Genomic DNA, 23,221 nt, shown 5'->3' with positions numbered 1-23,221 from the left:
ATGAGGCGGTCGTCGTGAACGATCGGAGCGGATTCCTCTTCTGCGCCGATCCGTTGAGTTCGTCGCGGCCCGATCCGGAGTTCTCCGGCGAGCTCGCGGCAGCGCGTGCGGCCGGCGGGCGGATCGCGCTGCTCGACCATGACGCGCTGCTCGCGGGGGACGCGCCGGGGGCGGTGGCCCGGGTCGCGCGGGACTCCGGACCGTACTGGTACCGCGGCTGGATGATCCCCTCCGCCCGGTACGCGGAGCTGGAGGCCGCCCTCCGCGCCCGGGGCTGCGCCCTGCTCACCGGCGCCGTCGGCTATCGGCGCGCGCATGAACTTCCCGGCTGGTACGAGGAGTTCGACGGGCTGACGCCGCGCAGCGTCTGGCACGCCACGGCACCGGGGGCTCCGCCGCCCTCCGTGGACGAGCTGGCCCGGCTCGCGGCGCCGCTGGGGGCGGGGCCCGGCATCGTGAAGGACTTCGTGAAGTCCCGCAAGCACGAGTGGCACGAGGCCTGTTACGTGCCGGAGCTGGCGGACCGGCAGCAACTGGCCGCCGTGGTGGAGCGGTTCGTGGAGTTGCAAGGCACCTTCCTCGCGGGCGGCCTGGTGCTGCGGTCCTTCGAGCCGTTCGTCGCGGGCGGCGAGGCACGGGTGTGGTGGGTGGACGGGGAGGCGGCGCTCGTCACCGCCCACCCGGACACTCCCGATCGGCACCCGGTCCCCGAACTTCCCTCCCTGCGCGAGGCGGTGGGCCGTCTCGGACTGCGCTGGGTCACCACCGACCTGGCGTTGCGCGAGGACGGGGTGTGGCGGGTGGTGGAGGTCGGCGACGGCCAGGTCAGCGGGCTGCCCGCCGGGGCGGAGGCGGGGGACCTGTTCGCGGCGCTCGCCGCCGCCGGCACGCGCTGACCCCCGCCCGGACGCGCGCTCCTCCGTCCGGGCGCGGCGGCGTCCGGGCGTGGCGGCCTCCGTCCGGACCCGTGGGGCCTCAGCAGCCGCAGTCGGCCGCGTCGACCGGTGCGGTCAGCGAGTCGGGGGCGCGCCGCTCGCCGCCCTCCCAGGTCTCGTAGGCGAACCCTTCGCGCGCCCAGTACTCGAACCCGCCGAGCATCTCCGCCACCTGGTAACCCAGTTGGGCGAGAGCCAGGGCCGCGCGGGTCGCGCCGTTGCAGCCCGGCCCCCAGCAGTACGTGACCACGGGGACGGCCGGGTCCAGCAGCGCCGCCGCCTGCTCGGGGATCAGCGCGGTGGGCAGGTGGACCGCCCCGGGGATGTGCCCCTGGTCCCAGGAGGCGGCGGAGCGGCTGTCCAGGACGACGAACCCGGGGTCACCGTCGGCGGCGAGCGCGGCGGCGACGTCGGAGACATCCGCGTGGAACGCGAGCGAAGCGCCGAAATAGGCGGCCGCGGCGGCGGGAGAGGCGGGCGCGACGCGCAGGACGGGGTGGTCGGCCGTGGCCGTGCTGCGGGAGTTCATGACCATGAATGTATGGCGGTGGAACGGGTCCGAGAAGTGGGATTCCCCGGCGCCTCTCTTGATTCGCCGGGGATTTCCCTGTTGCCTCGGCAAGGTGACCGACTATTCCCCGGACGCCACCGACTGGCGCATCCTCGACGTCCTCCAGCGCGACGGCCGCGCCACCTTCGCCGAGCTCGCGCGTGCCGTCGCCATGTCCCCGAGCGCCGTGACGGAGCGGGTGCGGCGGCTGGAGGAGCTGGGGGTGATCAGCGGGTACGCGGCGGTGGTCGACGCCGAGCGGCTCGGGCTGCCCATCCTCGCCCTGGTGCGCCTGCGCTACCCGAACGGGAACTACAAGCCCTTCCACGATCTGCTGGAGACCACGCCGGAGATCATCGAGGCCCACCACGTCACCGGCGACGACTGCTTCGTCCTCAAGGTCACGGCCCGTTCGATGAGGCATCTGGAGGAGACCACCGGGCGGATCGGCGCGCTGGGCTCCGTCACCACGAGCATCGTGTACTCCTCACCGCTCCCCCGCCGCGCGATCGGCCGCTGAACCGGCGGCCGGCCGACGTGGCCGCGGGCGGTCACAGGCGGTGGTGGACGGATGATCCCTGGCGCTCCTTGACCACTTCGAGCCGGACCGGGATCCGGCGGCGCAGGTCGGCCACATGGCTGACGATGCCGACGCTGCGGTCCCGCTCCCGCAGGGAGTCCAGTACGTCGAGCACCTCGTCCAGCGTCTGGTCGTCCAGACTGCCGAACCCCTCGTCGATGAAGAGGGTGTCCAGGCGTACGCCACCGGCCTCCTCGGTCACGACGTCGGCGAGGCCCAGCGCGAGGGCCAGCGAGGCGAAGAACGTCTCCCCGCCGGACAGCGTCGCGGTGTCGCGTTCGCTGCCGGTCCAGGCGTCGACCACGTGAAGCCCGAGTCCGGCGCGGCGTCCGCCGGCGCGGGCATCGGAGTGCACCAGCGTGTAGCGGCCGGAGGACATCCGCCGCAGCCGTGCGGTGGCGGCCGCCGCCACCTGTTCGAGGCGGGCGGCCAGGACGTACGCCTCCAGGCGCATCTTGCGCTCGTTGTCGGCCGAGGTGCCCGCCGCCAGACCCGCGAGCCGGGCGATCCGCTCGTACTCCTGGCGCACCGGGCCCAGCCTCAGCACCTCGTCGGCGGCCTGCCGGGAGAGCCGGGTCAGCTCCCCGCAGCGTTCCTCGGCGGCGGCGAGCGCGGAGGACGCCTCGCGCAGCAGCCATTCCGCCGTCTCGAACTCGCCCTGTGCGGCGGCCGGTCGGGCCGCGGGCTGCTCGGCGGCCTCGCGGGCGTCGCGTTCGGCGCGGCGGTCGGCCACCGCGGCGGCCTCGGCCTGCCAGGCGTCGATGCGGTGCTGGAGGTCGCGTTGGGCCGCTGCGTCGAGGAGCGTCGCGGCGGCGGCTTCGGGGGTGTCGAAGCCGGCCCGGAACGCCGCGTCGGAGAGCCGGTCGTCGGCCTCCTTGCGCCGCTGGGCCGCGTCCTGTTCGGCGCGTACGGCCTCGGCGGCCTCCGCCAGCAGCTCCACCCGGCGGGTCAGGCGGTCCGCGTACGCGGCGACGGACCCGGACTCGCCCCGGACGGCGGCGAGTTCGCTGTGCAGCGCGGCCTGTTCCCGGTCGAGCGCCTCCCGCCGGGAGGTGCGGGCGGCGGCCCGGCGCTCAGCCTCCTGCCGGAGTTCGAGGCGGCCGGCGTGCTCGCGCTCGGCGGCGTCGAGGGCCTCGCGGGCGGCGTGTGTCCCGGCGGCGAGCCGGTGCGCCTCGGTGTGCTCGGCGGTCAACCGGTCGACGGTGTGACGGAGTTCGTCGACGGACGGGCCGGGGGCCGGTTCCCCGTCTGGGTCGGCGCCGGTGTCCGGGTTGGGGGGCGTGTCCGGGTCCGGGTCAGGGCCCGCGTCCGGGTCGGCGCCCGCGCCCGGGTCCGGGTCCCCGTGCGACTTCGTCCTGGCCTCGGCGACGGCTGTCTCCGCAGGGTCCGCGTCGCGGGCCTCGGCGGCGGCGGTGGCGTGGCGTTCGCGGACGAGGCCGAGGGCCTGCTCCGCGCGGGTACGGGTCTCCTCGGCGCGGCGGTGAGCGGTGAGGGCCGCCTCCTCGGTGGCCCGGTCGACGTGGCCGTCGCCCTCGGTGGCGGGGGCCGGGTGCTCGGCGGAGCCGCAGACGGTGCAGGGGGCGCCGTCGACGAGTCCGGCGGCCAGTTCCGCCGCGATGTCCCGCAGCCGCCGCTCCCGCAGTCCGAGCCAGGTCTCGTGGGCGTCGAGGGCGCGCTCGCGGGCCTCGGCCAGCGTCTGCCGGGCGCCCTTGGCCTCGGCGGCCAGTGTGTCGCGGCGGCGGGCGGCATCCAGTCGGCGGCGGGCCGGGGCGAGGAGTCCGGCGAGCTGTTCGGCGCGGGTCGCCGCCTCCTGCGCCGTGGCGATGCGCTCCCGGAGCCCGGCGTGGACGGTGTCCCAGCCCGCGAGCCAGACCTCGGTGTCCCGGACGGTCGCTTCGTCGGCCCGGGACTCGCGCTCCAGCCGGTCCCGCTCCTCGTCGATCCCGGTACTGCGTGTCTCGGCCCGGCGAGCGGACTCCAGGCCGCCCAGCTCCTGCCGGAACCGGCGCTCCAGCTCGGCGAGTTGGTCGGGGCCCGCGTCGGCGAGGTCGGGCGGCAGTTGCGCCCTGGACCGGCCGAGGGCGTCGGCCGCCCGGCGGTGGGCGCGCTCCGCCTCCTCGCGCAGGTCCAGTGCGGGGGCGACCCGGTCCGCCGTGCGGGCGCGGTCCAACCGCTCCTGGCAGCGGTCGTGTTCGGGCCGCCGCTCCTCCAGCGCCGTGGAGCGCCGCCGGGTCTCCTCGTACCGCTGCTGGAGGCGGGCGAGTTCACGTGTCGCGTCCAGGGCGTGGCGTGCCGCGCGCTGGCGGTCCTCGGCCCCGGCGACGACGCACTGGGCGATCTCCAGCCGCTCCCGCGCGGTGGAGCGGGCGATCGCGGACCACTCCAACACGGCTTCGGCGAGGCCCGGTTCGCCGGGCCGGGCGGCGATCGGCGTGGCCTCGGCCCCGGCCGGCCCGGCCGCCTGGGCGGTGCGCTGGGCGAGGGCGAGGATCCGCTCGTCGGCGGCGGTGATTCTGGCCTCGGCGCCCCGGCGCAGTTCGGCGAGGCGTTCCTCGACGGCGGCGAAGCGGCGGGTGTCGAAGAGCCGGCCGAGCAGCTTGCCGCGGGCCTCGGCGTCCGAGCGCAGGAAGCGGGCGAAGTCGCCCTGCGGCAAGAGCACCACCTGGCAGAACTGGTCGCGGCTCATGCCGATGAGCTGGGTCAGCTCCTCGCCGATCTCCTGGTGGGACTTGCTGAGGGCCTGCCAGCCGCGCTCGGGGTCGTAGCCGCGCAGCCTGCTCTGGGCCTTCTCCATCGTGAAGCCGTCGCCCCGCTTCTTGGGGCGCGGCTGGGCGGGGCTGCGGGTGACTTCCAGGCGACGGCCGCCGACGGTCAGTTCGAGCTGGACCTCGGTGGGCAGGTCCACGGGCGCGTGGTCGCTGCGCAGGGAGGCCCCGGGGCTCTGCCGGGCGCCGGGCACGGCTCCGTACAGGGCGAAGCAGACGGCGTCCAGGACGGAGGTCTTCCCCGCGCCGGTGGGTCCGTGGAGCAGGAAGAGCCCGGCGGAGGAGAGGGCGTCGAAGTCGACTTCCTGGGTGGCGCCGAACGGGCCGAAGGCGGTGATGCTCAGGCGGTGCAGTCTCACCGGGACACCTCGCGCACGGTCTCGTCCACCCGTACGTCGTCGAACGCGGCGCGCAGCACGGTCCGTTCGAGGTCGCTCGGGCCGCTGCCGCCCCGGACGTGGGCGACGAAGTCCTCGGCGATCTGGTGGTCGTCGCGGCCCTTGAGGCGCTGGGCGTAGGAGGCCGCGGGGTCGTCCGGTGGCCGCTCGGGGTCGAAGACGAGGCTGAGGGTGTGCGGAAAGCGCCGGGCGAGCCGGGCCATGGGGTCGGCGGGGCGCACCGGGTCGGTGAGGGTGGCCTCGACCCAGGCGTGCTCGTGGCGGTCCAGGGCGGGGTCCTCCAGGAGGGTGTCGAGGCGGCCTCGGAGCCGGGCGAGGGGCCGCTCCACGGGGCAGTCGATCCGTTCCTCGGCGGCGATGCCCCCGTCCGCGTCGAGGTCGATGAGCCACATGGTCTTGCGGTGGTCGGCTTCGGAGAAGGAGTAGGCGAGCGGCGAGCCGGAGTAGCGGACCCGGGCCGTGACCCGCTGGGAGCCGTGGAGGTGGCCGAGGGCCGCGTAGTCGACGCCGTCGAAGACTCCGGCCGGGACGGCGGCGACCCCGCCGACGGTGATGTCGCGTTCGCTGTCGCTGGGCTCGCCGCCCGCCACGAAGGCGTGCGCGAGGACGACGGAGCGGGTTCCGGCGGGGCGGGTGGCGAGGTCGGCGCGGACCCGGTCCATGGCGGCGGTGAGCACCGCCTCGTGACCCGCCTTGCCCGCCCCCAGGGCGTCCTTGACCAGGGCGGGTTCCAGGTAGGGGAGCCCGTAGAACGCGACGTCGCCGCGGTCGTCGGCGAGCACGACGGGGGTCGCGCAGCCCTCGGGGTCGGTCCGCAGATGGATCCCGGCGCGCTCGAAGAGCCCGGCGCCGACGCCGAGCCGGCGGGCCGAGTCGTGGTTGCCGGAGATCATGACGGTGGGAACGCCGGCCGCGGCGAGCCGGTGCAGCGCGCGGTCGAACAGCTCGACGGCGGTGAGCGGCGGCACGGCCCGGTCGTACACGTCTCCCGCGACGAGGACGACGTCCACCTCGCGTTCCCGGACGGTCGCCACGAGATGGTCGAGGTAGGCGGCCTGGGCCTCCAGCAGGGAGACCCGGTGGAAGGACCGGCCCAGGTGCCAGTCCGAGGTGTGCAGGAGCCTCACGCCATCACTCCGCCGGTCTTGGCCTGCATCGTCGTCGTCCTCCACCCCGTGGGCCGCGCACCGGCGGCCCGTGATCCCGCTCGGCACCGACCACGCTAACGCCGCCGGGCCGCCGAACCCGCATCGATCATGATTTTGACCTCCGTGGGATCGCCCCCACGTCTCCCCCGACGTCCGGTCACACGTCGCCGTACGCCTCGCCGCCCAGTTCCAGGGTCGCGGTCCCCGCGGTCGCGTCGGCCAGCCAGGCGGTGAACGCCTCGACGTCGGCGTCCGGCAGCCCGATCTCGATGCTGACGGCCTCGGCGTACCGCACCTCGCGGACGTCCCGGCCGGTGGCCCGCAGGTCGTTCTCCAGCTTTCCGGCCCGCTGGTGGTCGACGTGGACCGTGGCGAGCCGGAAGCGCTGCCGGGTGAGGGTGCCGAGCGCGTCGAGGGCTTCGCCGACCACTCCCCCGTACGCCCGGATCAGTCCGCCCGCGCCGAGTTTGACCCCGCCGTAGTAGCGGGTGACGACCGCGGCGACGTACCGCACCTCCCGCCGCAGCAGCATCTGGAGCATGGGGACGCCCGCGGTGCCGCCGGGTTCGCCGTCGTCGCTCGCCTTCTGTACGGAGGCGTCGGCGCCGATCACGTACGCGTAGCAGTTGTGGGAGGCGGTCGGGTGTTCCTTGCGGACGCGAGCGACGAAGTCCTGCGCCTCCTGCTCGGTGGCGGCGGGGGCGAGGGAGCAGAGGAAACGGGATCGGTTGATCTCGCTCTCGTGCACACCCGCGCGGGCGACGGTCCGGTACTGCTCCTGCATCCGTCCACCCTATGCGCCGCCGCGCGGGCGGGTCCCGGCGGGAATGGCGAGGTGGGGCCGCAGGTTGTCCCGGCATGAGCGCAGACCGCAGCACCGCAGACAGCACGTACGCGAGCGACGCCTCCTCCGACGACGCGACGATCAGGCGGATTCTTAACGACACGGGCGACACCTGGGCGGTGGTCGGTCTCTCCGGCAACCGGTCCCGGGCGGCCTTCGGGGTGGCGGAGGTCCTCCAGCGGTTCGGCAAGCGGGTGGTGCCGGTGCATCCGAAGGCCGAGACCGTGCACGGCGAGCCGGGGTACGCCTCGCTCGCGGACATCCCCTTCCCCATCGACGTGGTGGACGTGTTCGTCAACAGCGAGCTGGCGGGCGCCGTCGCGGACGAGGCGGTGGCGGTGGGCGCGAAGGCGGTCTGGTTCCAGCTCGGCGTCGTGGACCCGGACGCCTACGGGCGGACGCGCGCGGCGGGCCTGGACATGGTCATGGACCGGTGCCCCGCGATCGAGATCCCGCGGCTGGGCACCCGCGCCTGAGCGGCCCGGGTGTGCGGGGCGCCCCGGGACGGGAAGGATCCCCGCCGTGGACGAAGTGGACGGGGCGGACGACGCGACCGACGGGGCCCGGACGACGGCCGCTCTGACCGCGCTGGGCGTACGGCCCGGCGATGTGCTCCTGGTGCACGCCTCGCTGCGGTCGCTGGGACCGGTGGCGGACGGTGCGCGGGGGGTGCTGGGCGCGCTGCGCCGGGCCGTGGGGACGGAGGGGACCGTGGTGGTTCCCTCCTTTACCCCGGAGAACTCCGACACCTCCCCGCACTACCGCGAGCGGGTACGGGGCCTGGACGCCGGGGCCGTCGACGCCGTGCGCGCCTCGATGCCACCGTACGACCCGGCGCTGACCCCCGCGCCGTCGATGGGCGCGCTGGCCGAGGCCGTACGGACGGCGGCGGGGGCCGGGCGCAGCACCCATCCGCAGACCTCGTTCGCCGCGCTCGGCCCCGGGGCGGCTCGGCTGCTCGCCGGGCACCGCCCCGACTGCCACCTCGGGGAGGACTCGCCACTGGCCCGGCTGTACGAGGCGGACGCCCGGATCCTGCTGCTCGGCACCGGCTACGCCACGTGTACGGCGTTCCACCTGGGCGAGTACCGGATGGCCGGGCCGCCGCGCCGGAGCTACCGCTGCGTGGTGGCCTCGCGGGGGGTGCGCCGGTGGTGGGAGTACGAGGATGTCGCCCTGGACGACGGGGACTTCGCGGCGCTGGGCGCCGCGTTCGAGGAGGCTGCCGCCGAGGGGGACGTACGGACGGGGCGCGTGGGCGCGGCCGTGAGCAGGCTCGTCCGGCTGCGCCCCGCCGTCGACTTCGCCACGGCGTGGCTCACGGAGCACCGGACAGCCGGGCGTTGACCCGGCTGCCCGGGGAAGGGCCTCTCAGAGGTCCCGGCTGCCCGGGGCGAGGCTCAGACGCCGAGGCCCTCGACGATCACCGCGCCCGGGAGGGCGGCGAGCGCCTTGCCGGGGACGATGAGCTTGCCGCGCCGGCTGCCGCTGCCGATCAGGACCCATTCCGCGTCCACGACGGCGGGGTCCAGCAGGAGGGGCCAGGCGGCGGGCAGCCCGATCGGGGTGATGCCGCCGTACTCCATGCCGCTCTCGCCGACCGCCGTGTCCATCGGGGCGAAGGATGCCTTGCGGGCGCCGAGGTGCTTGCGGACGGCGCCGTTGACGTCGACCCGGGTGCGGGAGAGCACCACGCAGGCGGCGAGGGTGACGTCCTGGCCGCGCTTGCCCGCGACGACGACGCAGTTGGCCGAGGTATCGAGCAGTTCCACGCCGTGGTGCTCGGCGAAGACCGCGGTGTCGGCGACGGCCGGGTCGCTGTCGACGTGGACGAGCTGCTCGGCGGTGAACTCGCCCCAGCCCGCGGTCAGCGCCGCGACGACGGGGGCGGGGAGCAGGTCGAGCCGCTCCGCGGCGGGAGCGGCGTCCTCGAAGGTGCCGATGGGTGCGCGCATGGCACGCACGCTAACAGCGGCGGGGGCAGGGCCGGCCGTGCGTCTCAGCGGACGGGCGGAATGGCGACGGCCATGGTGAAGACGGTCGGCTCGCCGCCCTCGTTGCGGTAGCCGTGCGGTACGTGCGCCTCGAACGTGGCGGAGGTCCCCGCCGATACTGAATGGGTGAGTCCGTCGACGAGGAGGGTCAGCTCGCCCTCGGTGACGTGGAGGAGTTCGACAGTGCCCTCGGGGTGCGGATCGGAGGTCGTGCCCTCCCCGGGCATCAGCCGGCAGGTCCAGAGTTCGAGCGGGCCTCGGGCCTCGGCGCCGACGAGCAGGGTGGTGGAGCTGCCCGCCTCGGTGGACCACATGCGGACGGCCCGGCTCTCGGGGACCAGCCGGACCTGGGTGCCCTGCTCGTGGTCGAGGAGGGTGGTGATGGCGACGCCGAGCGCGTCGGCCAGCTTCACCGTGGTGCCGACGCTCGGGTTCGTCCGGGCCTGCTCGATCTGGATGATCATCCCGCGGCTGACTCCGGCGCGGGCCGCGAGCGCGTCGAGGGTGAAGCCGCGCTCCCCCCGCCAGCGTTTGAGATTGCGGGCCAGCGACTGGGTGAGCTGGTCGAGGTCGGACACGTACCGTCCCTGCGGTGGATGGCGGAGTGCGGGTGGCTGAGTCGAGTACAGCGGATGCCGTGGTCAAGAATATTGCACTGCCGTACGGTGCACTCCCCCGTCCAGCAGCCTGTACCGCCACCCGCCACCCGCCACCGGCATCGCCGGCACCGCCACCCGCCACCCGCCACCGGCATCGCCGGCGCCCATCGGCGTCCGCGTTACGGCGTGTCCCGCGGCTGGTCCAGCTCCGCGAGGGCCAGCAGCTGCTCGGGCGTCACGCCCTTGGGGATCGGGATGGGCGCCGGGGTGCGCAGCGGCGGCTGCCAGCCCTTCTCCGGGTCCCAGCTGCGGACGACGCGGGCGGGGGCTCCCGCGACCACCGCGTGGTCGGGGACCTCGCCCCGGACGACGGCGCCCGCCGCGACCACCACGTTCCGGCCGAGCCGGGCCCCGGGCAGGATCACCGCACCGGTGCCGATCCAGCAGCCGGGGCCGATCGCCACCGGCTCCATCCGGGGCCACTGCTTGCCCACGGGCTCGTGCGGGTCGTCGTAGCTGTGGTTGGTCGAAGTGATGTAGACGTACGGACCGCAGTACGTGTCCGGGCCGATCGTCACCGTCGTGTCCGCGATCACATGGCTGCCGCGCCCCAGCACCACGCCGTCGCCCAGGGTGAGGATCGGATCGGGTCCCAGGTCCAGGTCGGGCATCATCCCGGCGGTGAGCGTGACCTGCTCGCCGATGATGCAGTGCCCGCCCAGCTCGATCCACGGCTCCCCGAACACGGTCCCCTGCGGGAAGGCGAGCCGGGTGCCCGCGCCGATCGCGCCGAACCGCAGCCGTCCCGGGTGCTCGGCGGTGACCGCGCCCGCCCGCTGTGCCCAGGCCCAGCCCAGGTGGACCGCGCGGGAGGCGGCACGGCGCGGCCAGCGGGCGAGGAAAGAGAACGTGTTTCGGTTCTTCGGCACGCGCTCACGGTAGTCGGCGGCGCGATCGGCGATCCGTGCGGTGACCTGTGATGTTCGCCCCACTGCGCGGCGTCCGCCGGGAGCCGTCGCCTACCGTGTGAGTCGGCCTGATCCGGTGGAGAGGGCCCAGGAGCACCACACCGGCGCGAAGGAGCAGGCGATGGCGGAGCAGGCGTTGATCACGGGCATGGGCGGCAAGGAGCCGGACATCGACGTGGACGCGTTCGTGGCCCCGACCTCCGTGGTCATCGGCGAGGTGACGCTCGCCCCGGGCTCCAGCGTCTGGTACCAGGCGGTGCTGCGCGCCGACTGCGGTCCCATCACGCTCGGCCCCGACAGCAACATCCAGGACAACTGCAGCGTGCACACCGACCCCGGCTTCCCGCTCACCGTGGGCGCGCGGGTCTCGGTCGGCCACAACGCGGTGCTGCACGGCTGTGTGATCGAGGACGACGTGCTGGTCGGGATGGGCGCCACGGTGCTCAACGGCGCGCGCGTCGGCGCGGGTTCGCTGATCGCGGCGCAGGCCCTCGTACCGCAGGGGATGCAGGTGCCGGCGGGCTCGCTCGTCGCGGGGGTGCCCGCGAAGGTGAAGCGGCCGCTGACCGCCGAGGAGCTGGAGAGCATCCGCTTCAACGCGGCCGGGTACGTGGAGCTGGCGAAGGCCCACCGTGAGGCACACCAGGGCTGACGTCCGCCCACCCGGAAACACTCCGGGCCGCCGCCCCGCCGAGAAACACTCCGGGCCGCCGAGCCTCCTCGAACGGGAGGGCCGGCGGCCCGGTATCACGTGCGTAGGGCGGTGGTCAGCCGTTGGGGCGCAGGGTCCACACGACGGTCATCTCGCCGGTGATCGCGCCGTCGGCGCGCGTGATCTCGATGGCTACGGGGAACTCCGGCCGCTGTCCGGCGTCCAGTTCGGCGACGACGTCGGCGATGGGGCGGCCGAGGGTCGCGGTCGCCGTGACCTCGCCCATGGCGAGCTTCTTGTAGCCGATCTCGGCCTTCACGGCGAGCGGTACGGCGCGCGACATCTGGTCGCCGAAGGCGGCGATGACGATCGCGCCGCTGGCGGACTCGGCGAGCGTGAACATCGCTCCGGCGTGGGGTCCACCGACATGGTTGTGGTAATCCGCCTGGTCGGGCAGCCGGACGACGGCACGCTCCGGGGTCGTCTCCAGGAATTCGAGGTTGAGGGTCCGGGCCATCGGAACCGTCGCGACGAGCATCTCGCCCACGGTCATCTGTTCAGCGCTCATGTCCGAAGGTTACTCACCAGTAGCACTGTTTGGCCATCCCCTTGTGACGGCTCTGGGACAGGGCGGCCGTAGAAGTGGGCGCACGGCCCATCTATGGTTACTGGCCATGTGGCCAGGAACGCAGCCGCCCGGGGGCGAGCAGAACCCGCAGGACCAGAACCAGAACCCGTACCAGCAGCCGGGGTACCAGCAGCCGAATCCCTATCAGCAACCGGGATATCCGCCGCAGGGCCAGCCGGGGCAGCCCGCGGAGCCGGGCTACGGATACCCGCAGGGCCCGCCCGGCGGGCAGCCGGGCTATCAGCAGCCCAATCCCTACCAGCAGCCGACGGTGCCGCAGTACGCCGTCCCGGGTCCGCCCGGCGGGCCGAAGCCCGGCGACGACAAGAAGAAGACGACGATCGTGGCGATCGTCGCGGCGACCGCCGTCGTCGTCGCGGCGGGGGTCACCGGTTTCCTCGTGCTCGGCAAGGACGACGAGGGCGGCAAGACCGTCGCCGACGACAAGAAGTCCGCGTCGCCGAGCGCCAAGCCCAGCGAATCGGCCACCGGCTCCGCGCCGGTGGAGAACCCGCGGGGCTCCGAGGGCGACCCCAAGCCCCTCATCCCGGGCTGGAAGGTCGTCACCAACCCCAAGTGGGGCACGCAGTTCGACGTTCCCGGTGACTGGGAGGTCGCGGGGGCGGGAGTCTTCTCCGGCTTCGAGGACGCCAAGAAGCCCGAAGGCCCGCCGGTCGCCGGCTTCTCATCGCCCGCGTACTACAAGAGCAAGTGGTGCGTGGACGACTCCGACGGGGACGGCAGCGAGGAGGACACCGGGCTCGCCGGCGTCGGCACGAAGGGCGCCCAGGGCGCCAAGAACAGCGACGAGGCCGCGACGAACGAGGCCGCCAACTGGGTGTGGGCCGCCTACGCCCAGCTCGACCCGAAGTCCAAGGTCAAGATCGGCAAGGCCAAGCCGTTCACCACGAAGTCGGGTCTCTCCGGCAGTGTTGTCCAGGCCAACGCCCGGGAACTCGCCAACAAGGAGAAGTGCGACAGCGACGGGAAGTCGATCGCGTTCTCCTTCAAGAACTCCAAGGGCGACTTCTCCACCTGGGTCCTCTACGCCGCGGCCGGCGTCAAGGACGAGCTGCCGGACACCACGATCCAGCAGATCCTGAGCACCGTCCGCCTCGCGGGTGAGCCCACCGGCTGACACCCGCACAGTCCCGCCCCGCGCCGCCCCGACCGCCGGGAGCCTCGGCCTCAGCCGACGCTGAAGGCCCCGTCGGGCGGTTCGGGCGAGGCGACCGCGTCGGCGTCCGCCACCGGGCGGGCCCCGCCGAGGAATCCGGCCAGCGCGGCGCCGTGGGTGACCCGCGAGGGAAAGGCGTCCGCGGCGCAGCGGCGGACGAGCGGGTCCACCCCGAGGGGCGTGTGGGAGGCGAGGAGGACGACGTTGCCGAAGCGCCGCCCGCGCAGCACCGCCGGTTCCGCGATCAGCGCCAGCTCCGGGAAGACCGCGGCGAAGTTCGCCAACTGGGAGCGGAGGAAGGCGAACGGCGCACTGTCGGCCAGGTTGGCCGCGTAGATCCCGTCCGCCCGCAGGACCCGGCCGGCGGCCCGCGCGTACTCGACGGACGTGAGGTGGGCCGGGACCCGGGAGCCGCCGAAGACGTCCGCGATCAGGAGGTCGGCGGAGGCGGGGGCCGTCGCCTCCAGCCGCTCCCGGGCGTCGGCCGTGTGCAGGATGATGCCGCTGCCGTCGGGCAGCGGCAGATGCTCCCGGACCAGCGCCAGCAGCTCCCGGTCCGCGTCGACGACGTCCTGACGCGAGCCGGGGCGGGTCGCGGCCACGTAGCGGGGCAGGGTCAGCGCCCCGCCGCCCAGGTGCAGGACGTCCAGGGGCGCGCCCGGCCCGGCCGCGCAGTCGACCACGTGGGCGAGCCGGGTCACGTACTCGAACTCCAGGTAGGACGGATCGTCGAGGTCGACGTAGGACTGGGGCGCGCCGTCGACCGTGAGCAGCCAGGCCCGGTCGCGGTCGATGTCGGGCAGCAGCCGGGCGGTGCCGCAGTCGACCTCGCGGATGACGGGTATCGGCTCGTTCACCTCTCCATTGTCGCCTGCCTCACCCCGCGGCCCGCCACCCCTGGGCCGAGGGGTGGCGGGCCGCGGTGGTGCTCAGAGCAGCTCGGTGACCGTGCCCGCGCCGACCGTGCGGCCGCCCTCGCGGATCGCGAAGCCGAGACCGGACTCCAGCGGCACGTCACGGCCCAGCTCCACGGTCATCGTGACCGTGTCGCCGGGGCGCGCGACCGCCGCCTCGCCGAGGTCGACGTCGCCGACGACGTCCGCCGTACGGATGTAGAACTGCGGCCGGTAGCCGGTGGCGACCGGGGTCGACCGGCCGCCCTCCTTCGTCGACAGCACGTAGACCTGGGCGGTGAACCGGCGGCTGGGCACCACGCTGCCGGGCGCGGCCACGACATGGCCGCGGCGGACCCGGTCGCGCTCCACCCCGCGCAGCAGCAGCGCCACGTTGTCCCCGGCCTCGGCGGACTCCATCGGCTTGCCGAAGGTCTCCAGGCCGGTGACGACCGTCTCGATGTCCGCGCCCAGCACCTGGACCTTGTCGCCGACGCGGACGGTGCCGCGCTCGACGGCTCCGGTGACGACGGTGCCCCGGCCGGTGATGGTCAGGACGTTCTCGACGGGCAGCAGGAACGGCGCGTCGGTGTAGCGCACCGGAATCGGCACGTACGTGTCGACGGCGTCCAGCAGCCCTTCGATCGCCGCCGTCCACCGTGGGTCGCCCTCCAGCGCCTTGAGCCCGGAGACCCGGACCACGGGGACGGCGTCGCCGCCGTACCCGTGCGCGGAGAGCAGCTCACGGACCTCCAGCTCGACCAGGTCGGTCAGCTCGGGGTCGCCGGCGTCGGCCTTGTTGAGGGCGACGACGATGTGGTCGACGCCGACTTGACGGGCCAGCAGGACGTGCTCGGCGGTCTGCGGCATGATCCCGTCGAGCGCGGAGACGACGAGGATCGCCCCGTCGAGCTGCGCCGCTCCGGTCACCATGTTCTTGATGTAGTCGGCGTGACCGGGCATGTCGACGTGCGCGTAGTGGCGGGTGTTGGTCTCGTACTCGACGTGCGCGATGTTGATGGTGATGCCGCGCTGGGCCTCCTCGGGGGCCCGGTCGATCCGGTCGAACGAGACGTAGGAGGTGCTGCTGCCGCCGCGCTCGCTGAGGACCTTGGTGATGGCGGCGGTGAGGGTGGTCTTGCCGTGGTCGACGTGGCCCATGGTGCCGATGTTGAGGTGCGGCTTGGTGCGCACGTATGCCGTCTTGGACATGGTTCGTTCCTTATGAAGAACTCGAAGCTGAGAAGAGAAGACCCCAGGGCCCCGCCGACCCTCCCCTTGCGGGGTCCGCCGGACTGTCGGGGGAGGGTCAGCTTCGGGCGCCGTCGACGGGCGCTGCGGCAACGGCGAACGCCGCTGCGACGACTGCTGCTTCTGCTGCGGCCGGGGCGAGTGCCTCGGCGACCGCGTCGTTCGGGGCAGCCTTCGGCGCGACCGCGACTGCGGACCGCGCTGCGAGGAAGGCGTACCGGAACATGCCCCTGATGATGGCCGGGCGCGGCGGTCGCGTCGAATGGTTTTCTCCGCCCGGTCCCGCCCGCCGCTCAGAGGTTCTTGAGGGCCTCGCGTACGGAGAGCGGGGAGAGCCGGGTCCTGGCTCCCTCGACGAAGTCGCGTACGGCGGCGGGGTCGGTCTTGGCGTACTCGCGCAGGGCCCAGCCGATCGCCTTGCGGATGAAGAAGTCGGGGTGGTCCGCGCGGCGCAGGCAGTAGCCGAACAGCCGGTCGGCGTCGGTGGCTTCCTTGTAGCGCAGTTGGTGCAGCAGAGCGGTCCTGGCCGCCCAGAGGCTGGGGTCGTCGATCCACCGGTCCATCTCGCGGGCGAGCCTAGGGTCGGCGGCGACCAGCGGGCCCGCGACATGCGCGGCGAGCAGGTCGACCGTGTCCCACCAGGGGACCGTGGTGACGAGATGGTGCAGGACGGGCAGGAAGCCGGAGGTGCAGCGGCCCGCGTGGCGGCGCAGGTAGTCGACGGCGAAGTAGTGGTACTCGCGCTCGGGCAGCCGCCAGCAGCGCAGCGCGATCGCCGTGCAGTCCCGCTCGTCCGGCCGCCCGGCGCCCGCCAGCACGGTCCGTGACAGGGCCCGGCGCCCGGGGGTGGGGATCCCGAGGAAGGGCGCGACGTGCTTCATGTACGCGGCGGCCGCCTCCGCCCTTACGGGGTCGGCGGCCGGGGCGTAGGCGGCGACGAGGCGCTCCAGGACGGTGTCGGCGAGGGTGCTGTCCGGCGGGACGGGGGCGTCGGCGGCGGGGTTCACGCGACGCACATTACGGCGATCACACAGCCTTTTCGGTTACTCTCCCCGAATGTTCGACCCCGTCCCCACCGCCCGGCCTTCCTCGGGTCCGGCCCTGCGCCTCTCGCGGGCACTGTTGTCGCCGTGGTCCCGGCTCTCGCTGCTCGTGGTCGTCCTGCTGGCGGCCGCGTCGACGATGCTGCTGTTCGAACCACAGCGGCTGCTGGAGTCGGGCTGGCCGGCCCAGCTGACCGGGGGCACGGCCGCGATGCTCTTCGGTCTCGCGTACGGGGCGCTGACGGTGGCGTTCGTGCCGCGTCCGCTGCTCAACATCGCCGCGGGCGCGTTGTTCGGCGCGCAGGCCGGCCTGGCGGCGGCGCTGGCGGGCACGGTGCTGGGTGCGGGCGTGTCGTTCATGCTGGGCCGGGTGCTGGGGCAGGACGCCTTGCGGACCCTGCTGCGCGGAAAGCTGCTCACCGCCGCGGACGGGGTGCTCAGCCGGCACGGCTTCCGGTCGGTCCTGGCGCTGCGGCTCTTCCCCGGGGTCCCGTTCGCCGCCGCCAACTACTGCGCGGCGACCTCCCGGATGGGCGCTCCGCCGTTCCTCCTGGCCACCGGGCTCGGGTCGATCCCCAACACGGCGGCGTACGTGATAGCCGGCAGCGAGGCCGCCTCGCCGACCTCGCCCGTGTTCCTGGCCGCCATGGGCTTCATCGTGCTGTCCGCACTCGGCGGGGCGCTGGTGGCCTGGCGCAAGCGCCACCGGCTGGGCCGGGAAACGCCGAACGACTGAGCGTACGGCGGCACGTGGATGACCGGTGCAGTCGGCCTGACGTTCACTTCCAGGCGATACGCTGCCCGCGACATCGATGTCCTTGACCGCACTCCGCACTTTGCACGCAGCCGACGGGCCCAGTCGTCCGTGGCCGATGCACGATCACCTCCGGGATGGCCTAAGCCCCATGAGCTGGTTCGAATCATTCGTCCTGGGACTTGTTCAGGGACTGACCGAGTTCCTGCCGATCTCCTCCAGCGCCCATCTGCGGCTGACAGCCGCGTTCGCCGGCTGGCACGACCCGGGGGCGGCCTTCACGGCGATCACCCAGATCGGCACGGAGGCGGCGGTGCTCATCTACTTCCGTCAGGACATCGCGCGGATCGTGTCGGCCTGGTTCCGCTCGCTGACGGACCGTTCGATGCGCAGTGACCACGACGCCCAGATGGGCTGGCTGGTCATCGTCGGCTCGATCCCCATCGGGGTGCTGGGCCTCACGCTCAAGGACCACATCGAGGGCCCGTTCCGCGATCTGCGGCTGATCGCGACGACGCTGATCGTCATGGGCATCGTGCTGGGCATCGCCGACCGGCTGGCCGCGCGCGACGAAACGGGCGGCAGGCACCGGGTGGTGAAGGAGCGCAAGACGCTCAAGGACCTGGGGGTCAGGGACGGCCTGATCTACGGGTTCTGCCAGGCGATGGCGCTGATCCCGGGGGTCTCCCGTTCGGGCGCGACCATCAGCGGTGGTCTCCTGATGGGCTACACCCGCGAGTCCGCCGCCCGCTACTCGTTCCTCCTGGCCATCCCCGCGGTGCTCGCCTCGGGCGGGTACGAGCTCAAGGACGTGGGCGAGGGGCACGTCTCCTGGGGTCCGACGATCTTCGCGACCGTGGTGGCCTTCTTCGTCGGGTACGCCGTCATCGCGTGGTTCATGAAGTTCATCACCACCAAGAGCTTCATGCCCTTCGTCATCTACCGCATCCTGCTCGGCATCGTCATCTTCGCGCTGGTCTGGTCCGGCGCGCTGAGCCCGCACGCGGGTGAGTCGGCGGGCTGACCCGACGGGTGTGCGCCCCGCCCGGGAGCAGCCGGGCGGGGCGACCCAGCAGCGCAGCAGCCAGCAGCGCGGATAGATGTCCCCACCGTACGGCGGGGGTCTGACAGCGCGGCCGCGTCGACGGGCCGGAGGGCTCAGGGGGCGTGGAGCCCCGTCGCCGCCAGGACCGCGTCCACCGTCTCCTCCACCGTCAGCTCCGCGCTGTCGATCCAGATCCTCTCGCCGGCCAGTTCGTCGCGCATCGCCGTCTCCAGGAACGACCAGTTCGTGGTGAGGGTCTTGTCCCGGGCGAGGTTGCGCTCCAGGGCCTTCGCCGCGCCCGGGGCCAGGATCACGGGGTGCAGCGGTCCTCCGGTGAACGTGGCGCGGTAGAAGTCGAGGTGGGCGCGGCGTACGACGACGTCGTCGATGACCGGGAGGAAGCCCGCGGCGAGGAAACTGTCCGCCAGCAGGCAGGCGTTGCGGGCCCGGAGGAAGATCTGCCGGTCGGCCTCCTCGTCCCGTTCGGGCGAGGGCCACCGGCCGCCGGAGACGATGAGTTCCTGGAGGGCGTCCACCTCGATGTGGGCGGCGGCGGCGAACCGGGCGGCGAGCGCGGCGGCCACCGTGCTCTTGCCGCTGCCCGGGATGCCGATCAGGAGGACCGCGCCCGCCGCCGGCGGTCCGGTGTCCACCGGTACTTCCGCCCACGCCATGTCGTACTCCCTCGGTCGGTTCAGTACACGTCCCGTACGTATCTGCGGTCCGAGGCTAGCTGTTTGACCTGAGCGGTCGCGGCGTCGGGTTCGAGGCCGCCGTGGGCGACGGCGATGTCGCGCAGGGCGCGGTCGACGTCCTTGGCCATGCGGGAGGCGTCGCCGCAGACATAGAGGTGGGCGCCGTCGCGGAGCCAGGACCAGAGCTGGGCTCCGTGCTCGCGCATCCGGTCCTGTACGTAGACCTTGGCGCGCTGGTCGCGGGAGAAGGCGGTGTCCAGCCGGGTGAGGGTGCCCGCGCGGCTCAGCGCGTCGAGTTCGTCGCGGTAGTAGAAGTCCGTGGCGCGGTGCTGCTCGCCGAAGAACAGCCAGTTGGCGCCGGAGTGGCCGAGCGCCCGCCGCTCCTCCAGGAAGCCCAGGAACGGGGCGACTCCGGTACCGGGCCCGACCATGATCATCGGGGTGGCCGGGTCGGCGGGCGGGCGGAAGCGGTCGTTGCGCTGGACGAACACCGGGACGGGGCTGTCGGGTTCGGCGTCGGCGAGGAAGGTGGAGGCGATGCCCTTGCGTATCCGCCCGCGGTGGCCCTCGTAACGGATCACGGACACGGTCAGCCGCATCCGGTGCGGGTCCGCGAGCGGGCTGGAGGCGATGGAGTACAGCCGGGGTCGGAGCGGCCCCAGCACGTCGGCCCATTCCGCGGCCGTGGCGCGTACCGGATGTTCGGCGAGCACGTCGACGGCCTGCCGCCCCCACGTCCACCGGTCCCGCTCGCCCTTGTTGTCGGGGCGCAGCAGCTTCTTCAGGGACCGGTCCCCCGTGTGGTCGGCGACCAGGCGCAGCAGGTCCGGGGTGATGCGGGTGATGTCGAGGCGGCGGTGGAGCGCGTCGCCGAGGGGGACCGCTCCGTGGCCGGGTACGTCGATCGTCCCGGCGGGGTCCAGTCCGGTGACGGCCAGCCATTCGGCCACCAATCCCGGGCAGTTGAGCGGCTGCACGCCGAGAGCGTCCCCGGTCCGGTACGTCAGAGGGGTGTCGGCGTGCCGCGTGTCGAGCGTGAAGGCGCGGACCTCCTTCGTCGCGCCGGGCAGGCTCAGGAGGCGGTTGCCGGTGAGGCGCGCGGTGACGGGGGCGGTCCGGGAGGGGGTGGCGGGCGGCTTCCCGCCCGGTGTCGTGGCCGTTGCCGGCCCCGCTGTCGCCGGTGCTGTCGGCGTGGCCTCCGTCCCCGTGCCTCCTTCCGGTGTCGTCGCCTCCAGTGCCGCCCGCACCTCCTTGAGCCACTGGCCGAAGGGCTGTTCGTACTCCGGTTCGCAGTCGGTGCGCGGGACCAGCCGCTCCGCGCCGAGTTCGCCGAGGCGTTCGTCCAGGCGGCGGCCGTGGCCGCAGAAGTCGTCGTACGTGGAGTCGCCGAGGGCGAGGACCGCGTAGCGGACGCCCTCCAGGCGCGGGGTCCCGGGGGCGTTCAGCGACTCCCAGAAGCCGGAGCCGTTGTCGGGGGCGTCGCCGTCGCCGAACGTGCTGGTGACGATTAGCAGGTCGGCCGGGCGGGGCAGGGCGTCGGGGGTCCCCTCGTCCATGCCCAGGAGCGTGGTGCGGTGCCCCTCGGCGGCCAGGGTGCGCGCGGCCGAGGCGGCGGCCTCCTCGGCGTTGCCGGTCTGCGAGGCCCAGAGCACGACGACCGGGCGGCCCCGGTCCTCGTCCGGGACGGGGCCCGGGGACCCGGTGGGCGCGGTGGGGGCGGGTCCGGGTTCGGCGAGCCGGGAGTGGGCGCCTGCCAGCACCCCGTTGACCCACAGGGCATGGTCCGGGTCGAAGGGCGCGTGCGCGGGAAGCACCGGGGTGCCCGTGGGGCGCTCTCCCAGGCCCGCCAGGAATCCCGCGAGGTAGCGGCGTTCCGGGGCGGTGAGTTCGGGCGGGGCGGTGGCGGTGTCCGGGAGGCCGAGGACGGCCGCGAGCGCGGGCTGTTCGTCGGGCGAGCCGTGCGCCGGTTCGGCCCTGCCCCCGGCCGGGGCCGCGACCTTGGCCAGCCGGACCGCGCACACCTTGAGCTCCGGCTGGAACGAGATCGGGTCGACCGCGTCGTTGGTCACGGCGTTCACGCCGAGGTACTCGCCGAACAGGTCGTTCCAGTGGAACGGGGCGAAGCACTCCCCTGCCCGGACCCGGTCGGTGATCCGGGCCGGGAGCACCGCGCGGCCGCGCCGCGAGGCGACCTCGACGCCGTCGCCCTCGGCGAGGCCCAGGGCCGCCGCGTCGTCGGGGTGGATCTCCACGAAGGGTGCGGGGTCCAGCCGGTTGAGTTTGGGGATCTTCGCCGTCTTGGTGAGGGTGTGCCACTGGTGCTGGAGCCGCCCGGTGTTGAGGAGATGGGGGAAGTCCTCGTCGGGCATCTCGGCCGCCGGCAGGTGCGGGCGGGCGTGGAAGACGGCCCGGCCGCCGGGCAGCGGGAAGGCGAGCCTCGGCACGCTTCCGTCGGGACGTACGGTCAGCTCCTGGCTGACGCCGTCGTTGAGGTAGCGCACGGGGTTGCGGGCGGGTCCCCCGATGTCGGCGCTCGGCCACTGCACGGGCGTCTCGCGCAGCCGCTCGTACGTGACCCCGCGCAGGTCGTAGCCGGTGCGCGGGTTCCCTGCCCGGGTGATCTCGGCGAAGATCTCCTCGGCGCTCGTGTAGCCGAAGGCGTCCTCGTACCCCATGGCGCGGGCGACCTCCGCGATGATCCGCCAGTCCGGCCAGGCCTCCCCGGGCGGGTCGGTGGCGCGGCGGGAGAGGGTGAGGGTGCGCTCCGAGTTGATCATCACGCCCTCGGACTCGGCCCAGAGGGCGGCGGGCAGGACGATATCGGCGTACGCGTTGGTCTCGGTGTCGGCGAACACGTCCTGGGTGACGACGAATTCGGCGGCCTCCAGCCCCTCGATGACGGTCCGGCGGTTGGCGACCGAGGCGACCGGGTTGGTGCAGATGATCCAGCAGGCCTTGATCTCCCCCTCGGCCATGCGCCGGAACATGTCGACGGTGCCGCTGCCCGAGCCGTCCGCGCGCAGGGCGCCGGGCTCGATGCCCCACAGCTCCTCGGTGAAGGCGCGGTCCTCGTCGGACAGGACCGATCGCTGGCCGGGCAGGCCGGGGCCCAGGTAGCCCATCTCGCGGCCGCCCATGGCGTTGGGCTGGCCGGTGAGCGAGAACGGGCCGCTGCCGGGGCGGCAGATCGCGCCGGTCGCCAGGTGCAGGTTGATCAGCGCGTTGGTGTTCCAGGTGCCGTGGGTGGACTGGTTGAGCCCCATCGTCCAGCAGCTCATCCACTCGCCGGCCTCGCCGATCCAGCGGGCCGCCTGCCGGATGTCGTCCTCCGGGATGCCGGTGATCTCCGCGACCGCTGCGGGCGGGTAGTCGCGGAGGAAGGCGGGCATCCGCTCCCAGCCCTCGGTGTGCTCGGCGATGAAATCGGGGTCGGTGTGCCCGTTCTCGACGAGGAGGTGCAGCAGTCCGTTGAGGAGGGCCAGGTCGGTGCCGGGCCGGATCCGGAGGTAGAGGTCGGCCTTGGCGGCGGTGGCGTTGCGCCGGGGGTCGACGACGATCAGCTTCGCGCCCGCCTTGACGCGCTCCATCATCCGCAGGAAGAGGATGGGGTGGCAGTCGGCCATGTTGGCGCCGGTGACGAGGAAGACGTCGGCGTGGGCGAAGTCCTCGTAGGAGCCGGGCGGCCCGTCCGCGCCGAGGGACAGCTTGTAGCCGCTGCCCGCGCTCGCCATGCAGAGCCGGGAGTTGGACTCGATGGTGTTGGTCCGCATGAAGCCTTTGGCCAGCTTGTTGGCGAGGTACTGCGCCTCCAGCGTCATCTGGCCGGAGACGTAGAGGGCCACCGCGTCCGGGCCGTGGGTGTCCAGCACGGACCGCAGCCGGCGCGCCGTCTGTGCGATGGCGGCGTCCCGGCCGAGCGGGGCGGGCTGCTCGCTGCGGTCGGCGCGGGCCAGGGCGGTGGTCAGCCGTCCGGGGGCGGCGAGCAGGTCCGCGCCGGTCGCGCCCTTGGTGCAGAGCCGGCCGGCGTTCGACGGGTGCTCCTTGTCCCCCGAGGCCTTCACGACGGTGCGGCGGCCGTCGGGGCCGGCGGCGATGTCGAGGACGATCCCGCAGCCGACACCGCAGTACGAGCAGACCGTCCGCACCCGGTCGGTGGCGGAAGCGTCCGGCGGCGGGGTCGGCACGGTCATGTGCGGGGCCCTTCTGGGGCGGGCGTTCCCGGAGGGACGCGGGGCGGGCGGCGGTCACCCCGAAATCTAGGAAGCGCCCGTTACCCGGGGATGACACCGGGCGAACAACGCC

22 protein-coding genes are annotated in these 23,221 nt (G+C 73.6%); 8 read left to right on the top strand and 14 right to left on the bottom strand.

What is annotated here, in order from left to right:
• Positions 1-14 precede the first annotated feature (14 nt).
• On the top strand, positions 15-896 hold the full coding sequence (locus ACFWRV_RS02675; RefSeq protein WP_384327117.1) for an ATP-grasp domain-containing protein: 882 nt from the start codon (positions 15-17) through the stop codon (positions 894-896).
• Positions 897-975: 79 nt separating this feature from the next.
• Here the strand turns inward: ACFWRV_RS02675 and ACFWRV_RS02670 are convergent, their stop codons facing one another.
• Positions 976-1,470: a rhodanese-like domain-containing protein gene (locus ACFWRV_RS02670; RefSeq protein ID WP_384327115.1), complete on the bottom strand. Its 495-nt coding sequence runs from the start codon at positions 1,468-1,470 to the stop codon at positions 976-978.
• An 88-nt stretch (positions 1,471-1,558) separates the two neighbouring features.
• Here ACFWRV_RS02670 and ACFWRV_RS02665 point away from each other — a divergent pair, with 88 nt between their 5' ends.
• A complete protein-coding gene (locus tag ACFWRV_RS02665) occupies positions 1,559-2,005 on the top strand; it encodes an Lrp/AsnC family transcriptional regulator (protein ID WP_359144110.1) in 447 nt (148 codons plus the stop codon).
• Between the two features lie 31 nt (positions 2,006-2,036).
• Here ACFWRV_RS02665 and ACFWRV_RS02660 read toward each other — a convergent pair whose 3' ends face one another.
• From ACFWRV_RS02660 to ACFWRV_RS02650, 3 genes are all read right to left on the bottom strand, one after another.
• A complete protein-coding gene (locus tag ACFWRV_RS02660; protein WP_384327113.1) occupies positions 2,037-5,189 on the bottom strand; it encodes an AAA family ATPase in 3,153 nt (1,050 codons plus the stop codon).
• The gene (locus tag ACFWRV_RS02655) at positions 5,186-6,355 is read right to left on the bottom strand and encodes an exonuclease SbcCD subunit D (RefSeq protein WP_384327111.1); all 1,170 of its coding nucleotides are present in this window, start codon (positions 6,353-6,355) and stop codon (positions 5,186-5,188) included. Before ACFWRV_RS02655 ends, ACFWRV_RS02660 begins: the two co-directional genes overlap by 4 nt.
• 178 nt (positions 6,356-6,533) lie before the next feature.
• Positions 6,534-7,160 (bottom strand): YigZ family protein, encoded by a 627-nt coding sequence (locus tag ACFWRV_RS02650; RefSeq protein ID WP_384327109.1) that lies wholly within the window; start codon positions 7,158-7,160, stop codon positions 6,534-6,536.
• Positions 7,161-7,234: 74 nt separating this feature from the next.
• Between ACFWRV_RS02650 and ACFWRV_RS02645 the strand changes: the two genes are divergently transcribed.
• Complete coding sequence (locus ACFWRV_RS02645) at positions 7,235-7,696, top strand: CoA-binding protein (protein WP_384327107.1); 462 nt, start codon at positions 7,235-7,237, stop codon at positions 7,694-7,696.
• Positions 7,697-7,742: 46 nt separating this feature from the next.
• Entirely contained in the window at positions 7,743-8,567 is an 825-nt protein-coding gene (locus ACFWRV_RS02640; RefSeq protein WP_384327105.1) for an aminoglycoside N(3)-acetyltransferase, read from the top strand.
• Positions 8,568-8,620: 53 nt separating this feature from the next.
• On the opposite strand, the gene ACFWRV_RS02635 is transcribed toward ACFWRV_RS02640, so the two are convergent.
• The 3 genes from ACFWRV_RS02635 to ACFWRV_RS02625 all read right to left on the bottom strand — a co-directional run bounded on the left by ACFWRV_RS02635 (position 8,621) and on the right by ACFWRV_RS02625 (position 10,742).
• On the bottom strand, positions 8,621-9,175 hold the full coding sequence (locus ACFWRV_RS02635) for a YbaK/EbsC family protein (protein WP_384327103.1): 555 nt from the start codon (positions 9,173-9,175) through the stop codon (positions 8,621-8,623).
• A gap of 44 nt (positions 9,176-9,219) precedes the next feature.
• Positions 9,220-9,792 carry a helix-turn-helix domain-containing protein gene (locus tag ACFWRV_RS02630; protein ID WP_384327101.1) on the bottom strand — a complete coding sequence of 191 codons (573 nt, stop codon included), beginning with the start codon at positions 9,790-9,792 and terminating at the stop codon, positions 9,220-9,222.
• 200 nt (positions 9,793-9,992) lie between these two features.
• The gene (locus ACFWRV_RS02625; protein WP_384327099.1) at positions 9,993-10,742 is read right to left on the bottom strand and encodes an acyltransferase; all 750 of its coding nucleotides are present in this window, start codon (positions 10,740-10,742) and stop codon (positions 9,993-9,995) included.
• 160 nt (positions 10,743-10,902) lie between these two features.
• On the opposite strand from ACFWRV_RS02625, the gene ACFWRV_RS02620 reads away from it, so the two are divergent.
• Entirely contained in the window at positions 10,903-11,433 is a 531-nt protein-coding gene (locus ACFWRV_RS02620) for a gamma carbonic anhydrase family protein (protein ID WP_384327273.1), read from the top strand.
• Between the two features lie 115 nt (positions 11,434-11,548).
• Here ACFWRV_RS02620 and ACFWRV_RS02615 read toward each other — a convergent pair whose 3' ends face one another.
• On the bottom strand, positions 11,549-11,986 hold the full coding sequence (locus ACFWRV_RS02615; protein WP_384327270.1) for a DUF4442 domain-containing protein: 438 nt from the start codon (positions 11,984-11,986) through the stop codon (positions 11,549-11,551).
• Positions 11,987-12,107: 121 nt separating this feature from the next.
• Between ACFWRV_RS02615 and ACFWRV_RS02610 the strand changes: the two genes are divergently transcribed.
• On the top strand, positions 12,108-13,199 hold the full coding sequence (locus ACFWRV_RS02610; protein WP_384327097.1) for a hypothetical protein: 1,092 nt from the start codon (positions 12,108-12,110) through the stop codon (positions 13,197-13,199).
• A 50-nt stretch (positions 13,200-13,249) separates the two neighbouring features.
• On the opposite strand, the gene ACFWRV_RS02605 is transcribed toward ACFWRV_RS02610, so the two are convergent.
• The 4 genes from ACFWRV_RS02605 to ACFWRV_RS02590 form a co-directional block, all read right to left on the bottom strand.
• Positions 13,250-14,095: a spermidine synthase gene (locus ACFWRV_RS02605; protein WP_384327095.1), complete on the bottom strand. Its 846-nt coding sequence runs from the start codon at positions 14,093-14,095 to the stop codon at positions 13,250-13,252.
• 72 nt (positions 14,096-14,167) lie between these two features.
• Entirely contained in the window at positions 14,168-15,343 is a 1,176-nt protein-coding gene (gene tuf / locus ACFWRV_RS02600; RefSeq protein ID WP_384327093.1) for an elongation factor Tu, read from the bottom strand.
• Positions 15,344-15,440: 97 nt separating this feature from the next.
• On the bottom strand, positions 15,441-15,608 hold the full coding sequence (locus ACFWRV_RS02595) for a hypothetical protein (RefSeq protein ID WP_384327091.1): 168 nt from the start codon (positions 15,606-15,608) through the stop codon (positions 15,441-15,443).
• Between the two features lie 67 nt (positions 15,609-15,675).
• A complete protein-coding gene (locus tag ACFWRV_RS02590) occupies positions 15,676-16,389 on the bottom strand; it encodes a DNA alkylation repair protein (protein ID WP_384327089.1) in 714 nt (237 codons plus the stop codon).
• 49 nt (positions 16,390-16,438) lie between these two features.
• Between ACFWRV_RS02590 and ACFWRV_RS02585 the strand changes: the two genes are divergently transcribed.
• Positions 16,439-17,161, top strand: a complete 723-nt coding sequence (locus ACFWRV_RS02585) for a TVP38/TMEM64 family protein (protein WP_384327087.1) — start codon at positions 16,439-16,441, stop codon at positions 17,159-17,161.
• A 169-nt stretch (positions 17,162-17,330) separates the two neighbouring features.
• Complete coding sequence (locus ACFWRV_RS02580) at positions 17,331-18,203, top strand: undecaprenyl-diphosphate phosphatase (RefSeq protein WP_384327085.1); 873 nt, start codon at positions 17,331-17,333, stop codon at positions 18,201-18,203.
• A 134-nt stretch (positions 18,204-18,337) separates the two neighbouring features.
• Here ACFWRV_RS02580 and ACFWRV_RS02575 read toward each other — a convergent pair whose 3' ends face one another.
• Both ACFWRV_RS02575 and ACFWRV_RS02570 read right to left on the bottom strand, forming a co-directional pair.
• Positions 18,338-18,898, bottom strand: a complete 561-nt coding sequence (locus ACFWRV_RS02575; protein ID WP_384327083.1) for an AAA family ATPase — start codon at positions 18,896-18,898, stop codon at positions 18,338-18,340.
• A 20-nt stretch (positions 18,899-18,918) separates the two neighbouring features.
• Positions 18,919-23,109 carry a molybdopterin-dependent oxidoreductase gene (locus ACFWRV_RS02570; protein ID WP_384327081.1) on the bottom strand — a complete coding sequence of 1,397 codons (4,191 nt, stop codon included), beginning with the start codon at positions 23,107-23,109 and terminating at the stop codon, positions 18,919-18,921.
• Positions 23,110-23,221 lie beyond the last annotated feature (112 nt).

The sequence above is a fragment of the Streptomyces sp. NPDC058576 genome (assembly GCF_042718715.1).
Taxonomy (GTDB): domain Bacteria; phylum Actinomycetota; class Actinomycetes; order Streptomycetales; family Streptomycetaceae; genus Streptomyces.
Note: the sequence above shows the minus strand (reverse complement) of the source record. Positions and strands in the feature narration are given on the sequence as shown.

What these genes read in the sequence shown, in the direction of transcription:
- ACFWRV_RS02580 (WP_384327085.1), top strand. Translation starts at nt 17,331, where the DNA reads ATGAGCTGGTTCGAATCATTCGTCCTGGGACTTGTTCAGGGACTGACC.
- ACFWRV_RS02645 (WP_384327107.1), top strand. Translation starts at nt 7,235, where the DNA reads ATGAGCGCAGACCGCAGCACCGCAGACAGCACGTACGCGAGCGACGCC.
- ACFWRV_RS02635 (WP_384327103.1), bottom strand. Translation starts at nt 9,175, where the DNA reads ATGCGCGCACCCATCGGCACCTTCGAGGACGCCGCTCCCGCCGCGGAG.
- tuf (WP_384327093.1), bottom strand. Translation starts at nt 15,343, where the DNA reads ATGTCCAAGACGGCATACGTGCGCACCAAGCCGCACCTCAACATCGGC.
- ACFWRV_RS02610 (WP_384327097.1), top strand. Translation starts at nt 12,108, where the DNA reads ATGTGGCCAGGAACGCAGCCGCCCGGGGGCGAGCAGAACCCGCAGGAC.
- ACFWRV_RS02570 (WP_384327081.1), bottom strand. Translation starts at nt 23,109, where the DNA reads ATGACCGTGCCGACCCCGCCGCCGGACGCTTCCGCCACCGACCGGGTG.
- ACFWRV_RS02620 (WP_384327273.1), top strand. Translation starts at nt 10,903, where the DNA reads ATGGCGGAGCAGGCGTTGATCACGGGCATGGGCGGCAAGGAGCCGGAC.
- ACFWRV_RS02650 (WP_384327109.1), bottom strand. Translation starts at nt 7,160, where the DNA reads ATGCAGGAGCAGTACCGGACCGTCGCCCGCGCGGGTGTGCACGAGAGC.
- ACFWRV_RS02615 (WP_384327270.1), bottom strand. Translation starts at nt 11,986, where the DNA reads ATGACCGTGGGCGAGATGCTCGTCGCGACGGTTCCGATGGCCCGGACC.
- ACFWRV_RS02575 (WP_384327083.1), bottom strand. Translation starts at nt 18,898, where the DNA reads ATGGCGTGGGCGGAAGTACCGGTGGACACCGGACCGCCGGCGGCGGGC.
- ACFWRV_RS02670 (WP_384327115.1), bottom strand. Translation starts at nt 1,470, where the DNA reads ATGGTCATGAACTCCCGCAGCACGGCCACGGCCGACCACCCCGTCCTG.
- ACFWRV_RS02585 (WP_384327087.1), top strand. Translation starts at nt 16,439, where the DNA reads ATGTTCGACCCCGTCCCCACCGCCCGGCCTTCCTCGGGTCCGGCCCTG.
- ACFWRV_RS02595 (WP_384327091.1), bottom strand. Translation starts at nt 15,608, where the DNA reads ATGTTCCGGTACGCCTTCCTCGCAGCGCGGTCCGCAGTCGCGGTCGCG.